Raw genomic sequence first — 16,844 nt, 5'->3', positions numbered from 1 at the left:
ACACCACAAGGCCTCAGTCGAACATGAACAACGCATCATTGCTGAACTGCGCTTCAAACCGGTTCGCCGGCATCGGCCGCCCGAACAGATACCCCTGAACCTCGTCGCAACCATGCTCACGCAGGAAGTCGAGTTGCTCGTGGGTTTCCACGCCCTCGGCGATCACCGCCAGATTGAGACTGTGGGCCATGGCGATGATCGCGCGGGCAATCTGTGCATCCTGCTCACCCGACGGCAGGCCGTCGACGAATGTGCGGTCGATTTTCAGCACGTCGATCGGGAACTGCTTGAGGTAGTTGAGCGATGAGTAACCGGTGCCGAAGTCGTCGACCGCAATGCTCAGGCCGAGATTTTTCAACCCGGCGAGAATCTGCATCGCTTCGCTGACTTCGCGCATCAGGATACTTTCGGTCAGTTCCAGTTCCAGGCACGCCGGCGGCAGGCCGGTTTCCTTGAGGATGGTGGCGATCCGCGTCCCGAGTTGGCCGTCGGAGAACTGCCGGGCCGAAATGTTCACCGACACCTTCGGCACCCGGACCTTGGCCTGATGCCAGGTCTTGAGCTGACGGCAGGCCTCGCTGATCACCCAGTCGCCGACATCCACCACCAGGCCGAGCTCTTCGAGCACCGGAATGAAGTCTCCCGGCGGCACCAGGCCGCGTCGCGGATGGCGCCAGCGCAGCAAGGCTTCGGCGCCGGTCAGGCGTTTGCCATCGCCGCTGAACTGCGGTTGGTAGTAGAGGACGAATTCGTTCTGCTCCAGGGCGTGACGCAAGTCGCTTTCCAGCTCCAGACGCTCCAGGGCGCTGGCGTTCATGTCGGCTTGATAGAACTGGAAGTTGTTCTTGCCACGCTCCTTGGCGTGATACATCGCGGTGTCGGCGTTTTTCATCAGCTGGCTGAGTTCGTTACCGTCCTGAGGGCTCAGGGCGATGCCGATACTGGCGGTGACGAAAAACTCGCGGCCTTCAAGCACAAACGGTTTCACCAGGCTGGCGAGAATCTGTTCGGCCACATGAATCGCCCGGTTCAAGGCAATTTCACGGTTGGCCCGCGGTTGCAGCAGCAAGGTGAACTCATCGCCGCCCATGCGCGCCACGGTGTCGTCATCATCGACACAGCCGAGCAGGCGCGTGGCCATTTCCTTGAGCATGCGATCACCGGCGGCGTGGCCCAGGGAGTCGTTGATCGGTTTGAAGCGGTCCAGGTCGAGGAACATCAGCACCACCCAGGACTTCTGCCGTTCGGCCGATTGCAGCGCCGAGTGCAGACGATCCTGGAACAGCGTGCGGTTGGGCAGGTGGGTCAGGGCGTCGTAATAGGCGAGGCGGTGAATCCGCTGCTCACTGGCCTTGCGTTCGCTGATGTCGCTGAAGAAGCACACGTAGCTGGCCAGATCGCCTTCGTCATCCAGCACCGCCGTGATCCCGACCCAGGCCGGGTAATGCTCGCCATTGCGTCGTTTGAGCCAGACTTCGCCTTCCCACGTGCTGTGCTGATGCAATTGCTTGAGCACATAACGCAGATGGGCTTCCTGCTGCTCGTCGACGGTCAGCATGTTCGGCAACTGGTCGAGCACCTGTTCCACCGCATAACCGCTGACACGGCTGAAGGCTTCGTTAGCCTGGACGATGTAGCCGGCCGGGTCGGTGATCAGGATCGCAGAAGTCGAGTGCTCAAATACGGTCGCGGCCATGCGCAGGTCTTTTTCGGCCCGGCGTTGCTGGCTGATGTCGCGACCGACGCCCAGCACGCCTTCGAATGCACCGTGTTCGTCCCAGACCAGCACCAGCCGCAGTTCGATCGGAATCTTGCGCCCGTCGGCCCGCAGGCAATCGAACAAAAACAGTTGGGTCTGCACCTGGCTGCGCAACAGCGCCAGTTGCTCGGGTTTATTCAGCGCTTTGCTGACCCGGTCCATCAGTTGATAAATGCCGGTCAGCTGTTGTGGGTTGGCGATGGTCGATTGCCAGCCGTTCTGGAAAATCCAGTCGGCGTCGTAGCCCAGCACGGCTTGCACCGACGGGCTGACGTAGTTGAGCGCCATCTTGCTGTCGGTTGAGAAAATCACGTCGCTGATGCTTTCGGCGAGCATCCGGTAGCGCTGCTCGCTGTCGCGCAGGGACTCACTGGCCTCAATCTGATCGGTGATGTCCTTGGCCACGCCGATGATTCGCGTGACCTGATCGTGCTTGTCCCGCGCCAGCGCCTGTTCGCGGATGTCGAAGCGCCGCCATTTACCGTCCCGGTGGCGGAAGCGCAGCTGGCATTGCATCAGTTGTCGGTAACCGGCCTGGCGCTGGGTCTGGCGCGAGCGGTGGTAGAAGTCGGCATCTTCGGGGTGCAGCAGAATTTCCCAGAAATACTCGCCCATCTGGTGCAGTTCGGTACGGTTGTAACCGAGCGTCTGGCCCAGGTGGTGGTTGCTGAAAATCATTCGCTGGCTGACCACGTCCTGCACGTACAGATGGTCCGGCACGGTGCGCACCACGTCGGACCAGAATCCTTCACGCTCCAACAGCGACAGCTCGACGAGCTTGCGACTGGTGATGTCGGTGATGCTCAGGATCACCGCTTTATAGTCGTCCTGGTCTTCCGGCAGACGCAGCACCAGCCACAAGTGCTGGTCGCGGCCATTGGCGTCTTGCAGTTTGATTTCCAGTTCAAGCTGTTTCTGCTGGTTGAGCACTGCGTCGAGCACTTGATTGCCGATGGCGGTGCCGTCCTGCGGGTTACCGTCGATCAGCAGTTTCCAGGCTTGATCGCAGGTGTTGACGTTGAGCAGTTGCAGGGCGACCAGGTTGACTTCTGTGATGCGCAATTCCTGCAGCAGGTGCTGGCGCTGTTGCGGTGTTTCGAGCCAGGCCTTCAGTTGCTCGCTGCTGTGCAGCTGAGCATTGTCGAAGACGCTTTTGAGCCCGGACACGTCGAGTACGCACAAGGCGACGCCGGTGCCTTCGAAAATATCCTGGTAGCGTCGACGGCCTTCGTGCACCTGGCGTTGGCGACGGCGCATGTTCAGCAGGGCGATAAACGGCAGGAGCGAGAAGGCCAGGCCCAGAAGGCATTTGCCAATGAACGCCGGCAGCAGGTGTTCGATCACCCGTTGCCGGTCGAACAACCCGCGCAGTTGCCAGTCGCTGCTGCTCAGGGGCACGGTCAGCACGCTGTTGGCCAGCTCATCCGGTGTTATCACCGCCGGCGTGGCCGAGGGCTGCCCATCGTCGCGGCTGATGATCTGGTGATTGACGCGGTTTTCCACCACCCACAGCGGGCGAATGCCAGTTTCGTTTTGATTGGTCAGCGAAGAGAAAAATGTCGGCGTCAGGCGCAGAGCCCAGTAGCCGCGGGTGCTGCCGCTGGCTTGATGCAGCAGCAGATGCACCACCGAACCGTCATTGGCGTTGCTGAAATAATGGGCCTGGGCGCGACTGCGCCGAACCAGTTCGCTCAGGTAGTCGGCGTCATCGCTGTTGTCGGCGCTGTCGGTGAGGACTTTCCCGGAAGGGCTGAGCAACGCGAGGCTACGCAGGTCGGGCAAGGATTTCTGCAGTTTGCGAAACAGCGCCTGCTGTTCGTCGGCGCTTTGCGGTTGTTCGACGATCGGTAGCAGGTTGAGGGCGATCTGGGCGTTGAGCGCCATGTTCAGGCTGACTTGCGAGGCCAGATCGGCGGTGTAGTCGATGGTGTACTGACGCTGGTTTTTCTGGGTTTCGCGAAGCTGATCCAGCAATTGCCAAAACAGCAGCGCGAGCAACATCAGCGCGAGCGCCGCCAGCGCGCCCTTCAGGGACCCACGCAGGGGTGAGCCGGTCGCAGGATTGAGTGCGCTCACGGAAGAAGGTGGGGTGACATTAGACAAACTGTAATCCTGCGGTTTGGCTGGACTGGCGCGACGTGCACTATAAGCCGGACGCCCGGAGGGCGGCTAGCATGCCCTGACTTGTGGCAAAGTGCCAGTCCCGCTCGGCTGGACTGCCTTCCGTCAATCAGGTAGCTTTGCCGGTTACGCGGGAGCGTTCCAGCTCCTAGAATCAGGTTTTTTCAGCGCGCAACATTGGTAGCTATCAATCGTCGACGCGCACAACCTGGACGGGCATCGCCCGCGCCCCAATCATTCATCGTTCACTGACCCTAGGTTCTCCATGGCTCAATACGTATTCACCATGCATCGGCTGGGTAAAGTTGTTCCGCCGAAGCGGGAAATCCTGAAAAACATTTCGCTGTCGTTCTTCCCTGGCGCCAAGATTGGCGTGCTCGGCCTCAACGGTTCGGGTAAGTCCACGCTGTTGAAAATCATGGCGGGCGTCGACACCGAGTTCGAAGGCGAAGCCCGTCCGATGCCAGAGCTGAACATCGGCTACCTGCCGCAAGAACCGATCCTGGACCCGACCAAGACCGTGCGTGAAGTGGTCGAGGAAGCGGTCAGCGTGATCAAGAACGCCCAGGCTCGCCTGGACGAGGTCTACGCGGCTTACGCCGATGAAGATGCCGACTTCGACAAACTGGCCGCCGAACAGGCCAAGCTCGAAGCCATCCTGCAGGCCAGCGACGGTCACAACCTGGATCGCCAACTGGAAGTCGCCGCCGATGCGCTGCGTCTGCCGGCCTGGGATGCCAAGGTCGAATTCCTGTCCGGTGGTGAGAAGCGTCGTGTGGCCCTGTGCCGCCTGCTGCTGTCCGCCCCCGACATGCTGCTGCTCGACGAACCGACCAACCACCTGGACGCCGATTCCGTTGCCTGGCTGGAGCACTTCCTGCACGATTTCCCGGGCACCGTGGTTGCGATCACGCACGACCGTTACTTCCTGGACAACGTTGCCGGCTGGATCCTCGAGCTCGACCGCGGCGCCGGTATCCCGTACGAGGGCAACTATTCGGGTTGGCTCGAAGCCAAGTCCGATCGTCTGGCTGCCGAATCCAAGCAGCAGTCGGCCCACGAAAAAGCCATGAAGGAAGAACTGGAGTGGGTGCGCAAAGGCGCCAAGGCCCGCCAGTCCAAATCCAAGGCTCGTCTGCAACGCTTCGAAGAAATGCAATCGCAGGAATTCCAGAAGCGCAGCGAAACCAACGAGATCTACATCCCGGCCGGTCCACGCCTGGGCGACAAGGTCATCGAATTCAAGAACGTTTCCAAGGGGTATGGCGATCGCGTGCTGATCGACAACCTGTCGTTCTCCATGCCTAAAGGCGCCATCGTTGGCGTGATCGGTGGTAACGGTGCCGGTAAATCGACCCTGTTCCGCATGCTGATGGGCAAGGAAACACCGGATTCGGGCACCATCGAAGTCGGCGAAACCGTGCAACTGGCGTGCGTCGATCAGAGCCGCGAAGACCTGGACGGCAGCAAGACTGTGTTCCAGCAAATCTCCGACGGTTCGGATCAGATCCGCATCGGCAACTACGAGATCCCGTCGCGCACCTACGTCGGTCGCTTCAACTTCAAGGGCGGCGATCAGCAGAAGTTCGTCAAGGACCTGTCCGGTGGTGAGCGCGGTCGCTTGCACCTGGCCCTGACCCTGAAAGAGGGCGGCAACGTCCTGCTGCTCGACGAACCGTCCAACGACCTCGACGTTGAAACCCTGCGTTCCCTGGAAGAAGCCCTGCTGGACTTCCCGGGCGCTGCCATTGTGATCTCTCACGATCGGTGGTTCCTTGACCGCGTCGCGACTCACATCCTGGCGTACGAAGACGACTCGCAAGCGGTGTTCTTCGAAGGCAACTACACCGAGTACGAAGCCGATCGCCGCAAACGCCTGGGCGAAGCGGCGACTCAGCCGCACCGTGTACGGCACAAGAAACTGGCCTGATTTCAGGTTGGTTGCATGAAAAAACGGAGCCTTCGGGGCTCCGTTTTTTTTGGGGTTTCAGATAGACGCGCAGCGCGGCTATCGCGAGCAGGCTCGCTCCCACATGGGATTTAACCGGGCCGAAATCTTCAATCCAATGGAGATCTACTGTGGGAGCGAGCCTGCTCGCGATGGCGATTCCCAAATCAGTGCAAGCCTGGATCTGATAATCCCAAATCGGGTGCGCAACCAGTTCACCAGCGTGTTGACCGGCAAGGGTCCGAGCTATGGCGGCAGCCTGATTCGCCCGGAAGCCACCGGTTTCGGCTGTGTGTACTTCGCTGAAGAAATGCTCAAGCGCAGCGGTGAAACCGTCGAAGGCAAGCGCGTGGCCATTTCGGGTTCCGGCAACGTCGCGCAATACGCGGCGCGCAAGGTCATGGACCTGGGCGGCCAAGTGATTTCGTTGTCCGACTCCGAAGGCACGCTGTACTGCGAAAGCGGTTTGACCGAAGAGCAGTGGCTGGCGGTACTGGAGCTGAAAAACGTCCAGCGCGGGCGCATCAGTGAACTGGCCGGCCGTTTTGGCCTGGAGTTCAAGGCCGGCCAGCACCCATGGGCGCTGAGTTGCGACATCGCGCTGCCATGTGCGACACAAAACGAACTGGATGCCGAGGCGGCCCGCACGTTATTGCGCAACGGCTGCCTCTGCGTGGCGGAAGGCGCGAACATGCCGACCACTCTTGAAGCCGTAGATTTGTTTATCGAGGCGGGGATTCTGTTCGCGCCAGGCAAGGCTTTCAATGCCGGTGGTGTCGCGGTGAGCGGGCTGGAGATGTTGCAGAACGCCATGCGCCCGCTGTGGACCGGTGGTGAAGTGGACAGCAAACTTCACGCGATCATGCAGTCGATCCACCACGCTTGCGTGCATTACGGCGAAGAGAATGGCCGGATCAATTACGTCAAAGGCGCGAACATCGCCGGCTTCGTCAAAGTTGCCGACGCGATGCTCGCCCAAGGCGTGGTTTAAGCCGGTTCGATACGGATGATCTCGATCAACTGATCGCCAGCCGGACGTTGCCACAGCACCTCGTCGCCGAGTTGCGCCCCGAGCAGCGCCCGGCCCAGCGGTGAACCCCAGTTAATCAGGCCCGCCGACGCGTCGGCCTGATCTTCACCGACCAGTTGCACGGTTTGCTCGGTGTTGTGTTCGTCGGCGAAGGTCACACGGCTGCCGATCTGCACTTTTTGCCTTGAGTTGGCGGCGGTCACGACCTGAGCGCTTTGCAGACGCTGCTTGAAATACCGCAAATCCCGTTCAAGGTCCGCCAGGCGCTGCTTGTCGGCGTGCTCCCCTTTGGCGGATTGCTCGCTGTGCAGGTGTTGCAATTCGGCGACTTTCACCTGCAACTGGGCCAGCCCCGTGGGCGTGACGTAATTGGGCTGCGCACTGACCTGCCGTTCGACGGGCTGATCGGCTTGCGCGGCGGCGTTATCTTCATTGACGAAGGCGCGACTCATGGTTTTCTCCCGTTATAGGGTTTGGGCCATGGTCGCAGGCTTTTAGTTTCGACAGATATCTGTCAGCGACTTATTGCGAGCGAAAAGCACGAGCGGCGTCCTGATCCTTCTGCTGCTGCCAGGCTTTTTCGCGCTCGCCCCAATGGTGGCTGCGATAATCCTCACGGTCCTCGCTTTCGCGCATCGCCTGACACTGACGGAAGCCATCGCTCCAGCCCTCGGCGTATTGCTTGTCCTTGAGGTAACGCGGAACGTTTTTACGAAACTCTCCGGTGATTGCCCCTGCCGCTTGCCGGCCACTGCTGCAACCGTCATCGAAGCCATCGGCGAATGCCGGTGGATAACCCTTGGCGATCAGATCCTCGTGGGTCGTCTGGCAACCCGCGATCAATATCAGCAAACCCACCACACCCACGCAACGCCACATCTCAGACTCCCAGACCGTCAACGGCCTATAAGAGAAGTCTAGGAGTGGATTCGTGAGGCAATTGTGGAAGGGGTGTGAAAAATCTATTGGGCAACGCAAATCAAATGTGGGAGCGGGCTTGCTCGCGAAGGCGGTGTGCCAGTCGACACTTATGCCAACTGACACACCGCCTTCGCGAGCAAGCCCGCTCCCACAGGGATGGTGGTGTGTCAGGTCAATAGTGATACCACTTCATCTCAAGCATCACTTCGTTCTCGGGCGAAGCCAGGTGGCTGAAATCGCGCTGGGCACTCAGGCGTAAACCCAGGTTGCGCGACAATTCCCACTGCTGATTCAGACTCACGCTACGGCGCACTTCGCCATTGGTGAAGAAGTCGCCCTTGGCTTCCAGGCTGAAGTTGCCCAGCGGATTTTTCCACAGCACACCGCTGTTGAAGCCCGCCGCTGGCGCGATGAAACCGGCAAAGTCGTTGTTGTGTTCAAGGCGCACGGTGCCCAATGCAAAGCCGAGCATGTCGTCGCCCAGTTGCCAGGTCCCGCCGCCGCCTCCATTGACGTGGCTGACCAGGGTTTCGTCGTCATGCTTACCCGGCACGCGCTCCAGGCCGCCGGTAACTTGCCACGAGAGTGGCTGCAGCAATTCATTGCGGGGGGTCAGGGAACGGATGGTCGCCAGGTCCAATTGCTGCAACTGCCAGTGATTGCCTTCGTACTGGCGCAGTTTCATTTGCAGGATTTCAATTTGCGCGCCGAGGGGGAAGCTCTCGGCGTTGTCGTTGAGGTCGTGATACGCCATGCGCAAGCCATACTCGCCAAACGCCTTGTCGCCTCGAGTGCCGATACCGGCCTGCCAGGTACGCGATTCATGGCCATCTTCAGGCAGGCCGGGTTGCGGGATGTCCAGTTCCGGTGCCGGGTTCTGGTTGATCGCCCGCAGCAGTTCGAAACTGCGCTGGGCCCGTTGCGGATCACGCTCTTGGCCGTTGGCTCGGTAGCGCTCCAGGCGGTAGGCGGCGTCGATGATCAGCGCCTGACGATCCTTGGGTTGAGCCTTGAACGCCGGGTCTTGCAGTTGCTTCTGGTCGGCACTGACTTTCAGCACCCAATCCTGTTCTTCAGTGGTCAATGGTTCGGCGCGGCTCAGCAGTTCACGTTCGCGAGACGGTCGATACTGAATGGATTCCACCAGTCCTGCTTCTTTCACCGCTTTGACGGTGTCGGTAGGAATTGCGGTGAGCGGGAATTGTTCGGTCAGTCGCAGGCTCGGACGGGCGACTTGCAGCAATTCCAGCAGGCGATAAGAGCAGTTTTCGTCGAAGAAAAAATAGTCGAACTGGATCTGCTTGAGCTCCCAGACGTGCTCGACCATGCGTTCGGTTTCTGCCTGGGTCAGATTGAGGCGGTACTCCCACAGATCGCGATTCTCGAGGCTGCGGTACTCCGAGAGTTTTTCTTGATAGGGCACCAGGGCAAACAAGCCGGGATAGCCGCCCATCAAGCCTTTCCAGGCATACAGGATGCTGTTGTCCGAACCCTCGATGTACGCGCCGAAGTTGATTGCATAACTGAGCAGGGCGGTTTGATCGCTCTGCACATTGGCCTGGTCGATACGCAGCAACGTGTGGCCGAACATCGATGACGGACTGTTCAGATACGCCGCCGGGAAAATCATCACCGCACTGTGGGGCGAAACATCCTTGAACCATTGCTTGAATTCAGTACAGGGAAGCGTCGGCAGATCGGTCAGGTTGAGCTGTGCCTTGAGCCAGCGGGTGCGGGCCGGGTAGACGCATTGCGCATGTTTCTCGCCAGCACTGGCCGGGGCGTACAGCGCTTGCACGGTCGCCGCCAGCTCGCGGTCGGGATGTTCATTGCCGTCGGCGGCGAGGAAGAATTTCTTGTCGCTGACGTAGCTGCGCCAGCCGCCGAGTTTGGCGGTTTCGTAGTGACCCAGGGAAATCCAGAAGGGATCATTGGCCAGTTGCTGCAAACGTTGATTGTCGATTTTGGGCGTGGCAGACAGCGGGCCGCAGACACAGAGCGCCAGCCAGGCAAGGCGTTTGAGCATAGTGGGCAACTTAAGTCGGAAGAAACAAAGACCCAAAGGGGCAGGCCAAAAGGGCCAGGTTCAAAAAATAAAACCCGCCCCGAAAAGGAGCGGGCGGGTCGAGCTTAAGCTTGAGTGGCGTACTTGGCCAGACGCGGATCGCTCTTCAGAACGGCCAGGGTGTTGGTATGCACGTCGTCAGCGGTCACGTCAGCCTTGCTGAAGATCTGCTGGAAGTGCTCATGAGTGACAGCAGCGAAATGCGCACGGTCTTCCGGCGCCACGCCCAGTACCACAGCGTAAGTGGTCAGCGCTTCGCCCTGACCTTTAGCCATGTCTTCGGACAGCTCGTTCATCATGCCATTCATGGCAATCCAGGATTTGCCGCCATAGGTCAGCGACGCATTGGTCGAGCAACCGTTGGTACCCGAGGTCATACCGAACGTTGCGTTGCCGGAAGTGCCGTTGGTGGTGGATGCCAGGAAGTGAGCCGGGGTGCCACGCTGACCTTCGAACAGCATGTTGCCCCAACCGCAATCCGGGCCGCCTGGCGCCTGAGCCATGGCATTGAGGGATACAACGGTGAAGAGAGTACCGAGAAGAATCCGTTTCATAGCTTTGTTCTCTTTATGTGCATACCAATGGACAAGGGGTCTGGCCCGATCTGGCGCCAGTGGGCCGGTTATTGTTCCAGCCGCGCAGTTTGGAGTTTAGGCACGTTCCTGGGGTTCCGTGATTTTTTGCGAAACATTCGTTGAAAACATTGATTTAGACCCGGCCCGCTTGGCGATACCGCTTTGTCTATGCTTTGGCTAGAGGCGCGCCTTGCAAGTGAGGTATGGGCAGCGCCAGAATGCCGCTATCTGCCCCGCCTGATGTAAGGAAGCCCGATGCCTGATCCTGTTGCTGCCAGCTTGCGTCTAGCGCCTGAAGCGCTGACCCGTCCGTTTTCCGCTGAACAGTTCAGCTTCTCTACCACCAATGATTTGGAGCCCTTCCGCGGTGTGCTTGGCCAGGAACGTGCGGTCGAAGCCTTGCAGTTCGGTGTGGCAATGCCACGCCCCGGTTACAACGTATTCGTCATGGGCGAGCCCGGCACCGGCCGGTTTTCGTTCGTCAAACGCTACCTGAAAGCCGAAGGCAAACGCCTGCAGACCCCGGCGGACTGGGTCTACGTCAACAATTTCGATGATCCTCGCGAGCCTCGCGCACTGGAGTTGCCGTCGGGCACCGCCGGCGCCTTTATCGATGACATCAACGGCTTGATCGACAACCTGCTGGCGACTTTTCCGGCCGTGTTCGAGCACCCGTCCTACCAGCAAAAGAAAAGCGCCATCGACCGCGCCTTCAACCAGCGTTACGACAAGGCGCTGGACGTGATCGAGCGCCTGGCGCTGGAGAAGGACGTTGCGCTGTACCGCGACAGCACCAATATCGCCTTCACACCGATGAGCGAAGGCAAGGCCGTGGACGAGGCCGAATTTGCCCAGTTGCCGGAAGCCGATCGCGAGCGTTTTCACGACGACATTGCATGGCTGGAAGAGCGGCTGAACGAAGAACTCGCCAGCCTGCCGCAATGGAAGCGTGAGTCGAGCAATCTACTGCGCCAGCTCAACGAAGAAACCATCACCCTGGCCTTGCAGCCATTGCTTTCTCCGTTATCGGAGAAATATGCGGAAAACGCGGCGGTCTGCGGTTACCTGCAAGCGATGCAGGTGTACCTGCTCAAGACCGTGGTCGAGCAACTGGTGGACGACAGCAAGACAGACGCCATCGCCCGCAAGCTGCTGGAAGAGCAATACGCGCCGAGCCTGGTGGTCGGCCATCCGTTCAGCGGCGGTGCGCCAGTGGTCTTTGAGCCGCACCCGACGTACGAAAACCTGTTCGGCCGCATCGAGTACACCACCGATCAAGGCGCGCTCTACACCACGTATCGACAGTTGCGTCCGGGTGCGCTGCACCGCGCCAACGGCGGCTTCCTGATTCTTGAAGCGGAAAAAATGCTCAGCGAGCCGTTCGTGTGGGATGCGCTCAAACGCGCGCTGCAATCGCGCAAACTGAAAATGGAATCGCCGCTGGGCGAGATGGGCCGTTTCGCCACCGTGACCCTGACTCCGCAACATATTCCGTTGCAGGTCAAAGTGGTCATCATCGGCGCCCGACAGCTCTACTACACGCTGCAGGACCTCGATCCGGACTTCCAGGAGATGTTCCGCGTCCTGGTGGACTTCGACGAAGACATCCCGATGGTCGACGAGAGCCTGGAGCAGTTCGCCCAGTTGCTCAAGACCCGCACTTCCGAAGAAGGCATGGCGCCGCTGACCGCCGATGCGGTGGCGCGTCTGGCGACTTACAGTGCTCGCCTGGCTGAGCACCAGGGGCGTTTGTCGGCGCGGATCGGTGATCTGTTCCAACTGGTCAGCGAGGCGGATTTCATTCGCCAACTGGCCAGTGACGAAATGACCGACGCCGGGCACATCGAACGTGCGCTCAAGGCCAAGGCCACGCGTACCGGGCGCGTCTCGGCGCGGATTCTCGATGACATGCTGGCAGGAATCATCCTGATCGACACCGCTGGCGCGGCGGTCGGCAAGTGCAACGGGCTGACAGTGCTGGAGGTCGGTGACTCGGCGTTCGGTATACCGGCGCGGATCTCCGCAACCGTCTATCCGGGCGGTAGCGGCATCGTCGACATCGAGCGCGAGGTTAACCTCGGTCAGCCGATTCACTCCAAAGGCGTGATGATCCTCACGGGGTATCTGGGCAGTCGTTACGCTCAGGAATTCCCGCTGGCGATTTCCGCGAGTATCGCCCTTGAGCAATCCTACGGTTACGTCGATGGTGATAGTGCATCGTTGGGCGAGGCTTGCACGCTGATTTCGGCGCTGTCGAAAACCCCGCTCAAGCAGTGCTTTGCGATCACCGGTTCGATCAACCAGTTCGGTGAAGTGCAGGCGGTGGGTGGGGTCAACGAGAAGATCGAAGGCTTCTTCCGACTCTGCGAAGCGCGCGGGCTGACCGGTGAGCAGGGCGCAATCATTCCCCACGCCAACGTTGCCACGCTGATGCTCGACGAGAAAGTGCTGACGGCGGTGCGCGCGGGGCAGTTCCACGTCTACGCCGTGCGCCAGGCTGATGAAGCCCTGAGCCTGTTGGTCGGCGAGCCGGCCGGTGCGCCGGACGCTGATGGCCAGTTCCCTGAAGGCAGCGTTAACGCGCGAGTGGTGGAACGCTTGCGGGTCATCGCAGAAATGATCAGCGAAGAAGACCTCAAGGAAGCCGAGAAAGAAGCTGCACAGGAAGCACTGGTCGAGGCCAAACCGGCCTGACACAAACCTGAGGTCTCCTCAACCCCCTGTGGGAGCGGGCTTGCTCGCGAATATGGTTTTCATTCAACAGATATGTTGGCTGACCCACCGCATTCGCGAGCAAGCCCGCTCCCACATGTCTAACGGCGTCGTACTCAAAAAAGTGTCATCAGTCTGGCGTCAATATTCACACAATGACCATTCGGCGCCTTCTGGTCTCACTTGACGTGCTAGTCAGACTTTTCCTCTATTCTCAGGTCAAGGATATCGACAGTAATCACTGGATCGAGACAGCCCTCCCGTGGGGGCTGAATACCGGATCTACCGAGGGTCGCCGCCATGTCGCGCAACCTCTGCCTCACCCGTCAATGCCTGGGCCTTGTGACCCGTATCGAGTGTGCCATCCGCCCATTGGCGGGGGATACGGGCATGTGGACCTTACTCTTCGCCGCCGGAATGGCTGGCGAACAACCTTCTGCCATTAAAGCCCAGGGCCCGTTTCATGGCCCCTTTGTGGCTGAGTCGATTCTCGACACCATCGTTGAAAGTCTCACCTTGCACGGCTATGAACTGGCCGATGATCCGCAAATCTGGTGCCTGCACCTGCAAGCTCAGCTGCGCGAAATCAATGGTGGCCGCTGCCGCAACACTGGAGGTTTCGAGTTTCGGCCCGAGCACTGAACAGGCTATTGAGCAAGGCTGGACGTGTCCGCCTTGTCGAGTTTGACCTCGAAGCCATATTGCACGGTGGAGAGATCGGTTCGTTGATAGGTTTCCAGACGGGTTGGCTGCCCGTAGAAGTAATGCACCCCCAATAATGCGGGGCCTTCTGCGCTCGCATCGTGGCTGACCGAAAGAATCTCCTTCAGATAATTGCCGCTGTCGTCCTTGGCGAAGAAACGCCAGTCCTGGGCGGGAAACAGCTTCAGATCAATCACCAGCGCATTGCCTTTAAACGCCAGGCCTTTGGGCAACTGGTGGGCGTCGATGGTTTTCTTTTCGATGGTGGCGAGAAACAGCGGCATGGAGCCCACCGCATAAGCCGGCGTTTCCGGAAAGAGGTTCAAGTCGTAGGTGATGATGCCGCGCAAGGGATCGACCTGGTAAGCCTCAGGCGGCAATTCGATCGGCTCATCACGCTTGCCGTTACTGTCCTCGGTAAAGAAACTGACCGGGCTTTCGCCGGGGGTGAAGGAGGTGCCGAGCAGCTCGTCATTGAAGCTTCTGGGGTGATCGAACTCGATGCGCGCAGCGCTGAGGTCTTCGACCGACTGACTGATGCGGACGCTTTTTTTCAGTTGTTCCTCGCCCAGTGTGGCGCCCTTGAGCCAGATCGGGGCCTGGTCGTCGTACACCACCACCGGCAGCGTCAGTGGCTGGATGGTCTTTTGCGTGGTGTGTGGGTCGAAGCGACGTACCGGCAGGTTCAGGTCCTTGCGGGTCACCGTGGCGGTTGAAAAGTCCAGCACGCTGACCTCAAGCGTTTCGATCGGCCCGTTGAAGTACACCTTGGAATAATGGTGGCTCTGTTGCTTCTCAAAGGCGCGCTGTTCTTCTTCGATCTGTTTCTCGAAGCTCTCGCTCCAGGCTTTCTGCTGTTGCATTTTCGCCAGTTGCTTTTGATAGAAGGCTATTTGTGCGGAGGTTTCGTTGATCGAGCCTGAGCGCGAGAGAAATTGCCCGGTGCTGTCCTTGGCCTGGACGATCAGCGGGTTCAGCGGTGTTTCGCTGACCTCGGGGGCCAGTGGCGCGCTGTTGTTGAATTCGATTTCGGCGTAGTTGTTTGCAAGGTTCAGCAGGGTGACGCTGAGGTTGTCGTTGGTGCGAGTCTGGCCAACGTCCTTTTTCGTCAGGTCGAAGCTGTAGAGCCGGCGCGGCGCGATGACTTCCACCTTGCCTTGCAGGCTCACCGGTTGTGGCTGGTTCTTGTTTTCAACATCCAGGCCATCGATGAAGGGGTAGGTCACCGTCAGGTCGTCGGGGTTGGTCAGGTTTGAACTCGATGGGCTCAGTTGAATTCCAGGATCGGTTTCTGACCATTCCGGCTGAAACGGGATGACGCGTTTGTTGCTCAAAGTCACCGATTGCCATTCAAGACTATGAGGAAAGAGAAACGCGACCGGAATGTTGAAGTTGAAGGGGAACACCGGTTGCAGGTCGGTAAGGTAGTCGGAACCGGAATCTTTATGCAGCACGAACAGGCCGTTGATGTAGGTGTCGACCAAGGCTTGTGGAGTGGGGTAGTGCTTGAGGACGGCGAGGGCGTCTTCGCCATATTCTGTTTCCACCGGTTTGCTGTCGAGCTTGAGCTGGGCACGCTCAAGCAGCAACAGTGAGCCGCCGAGTTCAGCCACGGCATCCTTGAGTTTCGGGTCCTGAATCGCATCCAGAGACTTCTCGAACTGCGCCGTCTTTTCCTCGAGGCTGACCTGGCGCTTCTCATCGCTGGGTGAGCAGGCGCTCATCAGCAAAGCCAGGCAAATGCCGGCGCTCGTCAAAGGCAATCGCACATCCATTTCCCGTCTTCCTGTCCGATGTCGCTGAGCTGTCAATCCTTTGGACACTAGCAGAAAAACCTTGTCACACACGCGCAGGTTGCGGATTTCCCAACGGTTTCTGGGTGTGACAGGCGGCTGTTATACTCGCGGCCATTTCCAGGCCTTGTGTGAGATTTGATGGAACGCTTTATCGAAAATGCAATGTACGCCAGCCGCTGGCTGCTGGCGCCGATCTACTTCGGTCTGTCCCTTGGGCTGCTGGCCCTGGCGCTGAAATTCTTCCAGGAAGTGTTCCACGTCATCCCTAACGTGTTCTCGATGGCCGAGTCGGATCTGATTCTGGTGCTGCTGTCACTGATCGACATGGCGCTGGTAGGCGGTTTGCTGGTGATGGTGATGATTTCCGGTTACGAGAACTTCGTTTCCCAACTGGACATCGACGACGACAAGGAAAAGCTCAACTGGCTGGGCACCATGGATTCCTCTTCATTGAAGATGAAGGTGGCCGCTTCCATCGTGGCCATTTCTTCCATCCACCTGCTGCGGATTTTCATGGACGCCAAGAACGTCGATCCCGAGCATTTGAAGTGGTACGTGATTATCCACATGACCTTCGTGATTTCGGCGTTTGCCATGGGTTATCTGGATAAGCTGACCAAGCACTGATTTCAGCCTCTTTTGTGGGAGCGTGGCTTGCCCGCGATGGCATCAACTCGGTCAAACGATAAACCGCGGTGATGCCATCGCGGGCAAGCCACGCTCCCACAGGGTTGCGAAACAGACGGGCGGTGTCGTTTGTGGCTTGTACTTTGATGCGCCGAGGCCTATGCCTGTAATGATCTTGGCTCGCCATTGCGTGAGGTGTGTTCATGGACCTGAAAGAGTTGAATGCTTATGCCATCGCCGGGAAGATCGATGAGCTCAACCTGATTTCAATGGAAGGTGGGATCTACCTGTTGGAAGCGCGGATGCATGGCGCGGCGTACCCGTTGAGCGATGCCCATGGCCAGATGTTTCATTTGCGTTCGGTCGAGCATGCCCGTGAAGTGCTTCATGCCTTTCCCAGCTTGCCGTTCAACCTTGTACATGTTTCGGTTCATGACGAGATGTGTGGGCTCGGTGCCAGCTCCGAGGTGAGCCTGAAGGTACCGATTGCGTGGCACCACTGACGCCCCTCATCAACGCGATAGCATCTGTGCTAGTCTGCTGGCCCTTTTGGTTCCGGGCGCTCCGGGACGCGCTGTGTACGCACGG

Annotated in this window: 11 protein-coding genes and 1 pseudogene; 6 read left to right on the top strand and 6 right to left on the bottom strand. The window is 59.2% G+C overall.

The genetic code is table 11. From position 1 onward, the window contains the following. Positions 1-13 precede the first annotated feature (13 nt). Positions 14-3,862, bottom strand: coding sequence for a bifunctional diguanylate cyclase/phosphodiesterase (locus KW848_RS16860; protein ID WP_218537515.1), 3,849 nt, complete (start codon positions 3,860-3,862; stop codon positions 14-16). Positions 3,863-4,145: 283 nt separating this feature from the next. On the opposite strand from KW848_RS16860, the gene ettA reads away from it, so the two are divergent. Further along, positions 4,146-5,810, top strand: coding sequence for an energy-dependent translational throttle protein EttA (ettA, locus tag KW848_RS16855; RefSeq protein WP_111451107.1), 1,665 nt, complete (start codon positions 4,146-4,148; stop codon positions 5,808-5,810). Between the two features lie 217 nt (positions 5,811-6,027). Beyond that, positions 6,028-6,819 (top strand): annotated as a pseudogene (locus KW848_RS16850) (glutamate dehydrogenase); the annotation flags it as partial. On the opposite strand, the gene KW848_RS16845 reads toward KW848_RS16850, so the two are convergent. From KW848_RS16845 to KW848_RS16830, 4 genes are all read right to left on the bottom strand, one after another. Continuing rightward, a complete protein-coding gene (locus tag KW848_RS16845; protein ID WP_218537514.1) occupies positions 6,816-7,310 on the bottom strand; it encodes a GreA/GreB family elongation factor in 495 nt (164 codons plus the stop codon). The pseudogene KW848_RS16850 and the gene KW848_RS16845 sit on opposite strands and share 4 nt — an antisense overlap. A gap of 70 nt (positions 7,311-7,380) precedes the next feature. Next, positions 7,381-7,737 (bottom strand): hypothetical protein, encoded by a 357-nt coding sequence (locus KW848_RS16840; RefSeq protein ID WP_218537513.1) that lies wholly within the window; start codon positions 7,735-7,737, stop codon positions 7,381-7,383. Positions 7,738-7,951: 214 nt separating this feature from the next. Next, entirely contained in the window at positions 7,952-9,805 is a 1,854-nt protein-coding gene (locus KW848_RS16835; protein WP_218537512.1) for a DUF4105 domain-containing protein, read from the bottom strand. A 104-nt stretch (positions 9,806-9,909) separates the two neighbouring features. Continuing rightward, positions 9,910-10,398 carry a DUF3015 domain-containing protein gene (locus KW848_RS16830; RefSeq protein WP_218537511.1) on the bottom strand — a complete coding sequence of 163 codons (489 nt, stop codon included), beginning with the start codon at positions 10,396-10,398 and terminating at the stop codon, positions 9,910-9,912. A 276-nt stretch (positions 10,399-10,674) separates the two neighbouring features. Between KW848_RS16830 and KW848_RS16825 the strand changes: the two genes are divergently transcribed. Continuing rightward, positions 10,675-13,113, top strand: coding sequence for a Lon protease family protein (locus KW848_RS16825; RefSeq protein ID WP_008154256.1), 2,439 nt, complete (start codon positions 10,675-10,677; stop codon positions 13,111-13,113). Positions 13,114-13,431: 318 nt separating this feature from the next. Next, positions 13,432-13,773, top strand: coding sequence for a hypothetical protein (locus KW848_RS16820; RefSeq protein ID WP_008154258.1), 342 nt, complete (start codon positions 13,432-13,434; stop codon positions 13,771-13,773). Between the two features lie 5 nt (positions 13,774-13,778). On the opposite strand, the gene KW848_RS16815 is transcribed toward KW848_RS16820, so the two are convergent. Continuing rightward, positions 13,779-15,608, bottom strand: a complete 1,830-nt coding sequence (locus tag KW848_RS16815) for a hypothetical protein (RefSeq protein ID WP_218537510.1) — start codon at positions 15,606-15,608, stop codon at positions 13,779-13,781. A 159-nt stretch (positions 15,609-15,767) separates the two neighbouring features. Between KW848_RS16815 and KW848_RS16810 the strand changes: the two genes are divergently transcribed. Both KW848_RS16810 and KW848_RS16805 read left to right on the top strand, forming a co-directional pair. Then, positions 15,768-16,256 (top strand): TIGR00645 family protein, encoded by a 489-nt coding sequence (locus tag KW848_RS16810; RefSeq protein WP_033054284.1) that lies wholly within the window; start codon positions 15,768-15,770, stop codon positions 16,254-16,256. A gap of 203 nt (positions 16,257-16,459) precedes the next feature. Then, a complete protein-coding gene (locus KW848_RS16805; RefSeq protein ID WP_192410861.1) occupies positions 16,460-16,759 on the top strand; it encodes a DUF6482 family protein in 300 nt (99 codons plus the stop codon). Positions 16,760-16,844: the final 85 nt, after the last annotated feature.

Source organism: Pseudomonas sp. PDM25, from assembly GCF_019219045.1.
Taxonomy (GTDB): domain Bacteria; phylum Pseudomonadota; class Gammaproteobacteria; order Pseudomonadales; family Pseudomonadaceae; genus Aquipseudomonas.
Note: the sequence above shows the minus strand (reverse complement) of the source record. Positions and strands in the feature narration are given on the sequence as shown.

Bases quoted from the DNA above. Each gene is read 5' to 3' on its own strand.
- KW848_RS16815 (WP_218537510.1), bottom strand. From the start codon at position 15,608: ATGGATGTGCGATTGCCTTTGACGAGCGCCGGCATTTGCCTGGCTTTG.
- KW848_RS16820 (WP_008154258.1), top strand. From the start codon at position 13,432: ATGTCGCGCAACCTCTGCCTCACCCGTCAATGCCTGGGCCTTGTGACC.
- KW848_RS16830 (WP_218537511.1), bottom strand. From the start codon at position 10,398: ATGAAACGGATTCTTCTCGGTACTCTCTTCACCGTTGTATCCCTCAAT.
- KW848_RS16835 (WP_218537512.1), bottom strand. From the start codon at position 9,805: ATGCTCAAACGCCTTGCCTGGCTGGCGCTCTGTGTCTGCGGCCCGCTG.
- KW848_RS16845 (WP_218537514.1), bottom strand. From the start codon at position 7,310: ATGAGTCGCGCCTTCGTCAATGAAGATAACGCCGCCGCGCAAGCCGAT.
- KW848_RS16805 (WP_192410861.1), top strand. From the start codon at position 16,460: ATGGACCTGAAAGAGTTGAATGCTTATGCCATCGCCGGGAAGATCGAT.
- KW848_RS16810 (WP_033054284.1), top strand. From the start codon at position 15,768: ATGGAACGCTTTATCGAAAATGCAATGTACGCCAGCCGCTGGCTGCTG.
- ettA (WP_111451107.1), top strand. From the start codon at position 4,146: ATGGCTCAATACGTATTCACCATGCATCGGCTGGGTAAAGTTGTTCCG.
- KW848_RS16840 (WP_218537513.1), bottom strand. From the start codon at position 7,737: ATGTGGCGTTGCGTGGGTGTGGTGGGTTTGCTGATATTGATCGCGGGT.
- KW848_RS16825 (WP_008154256.1), top strand. From the start codon at position 10,675: ATGCCTGATCCTGTTGCTGCCAGCTTGCGTCTAGCGCCTGAAGCGCTG.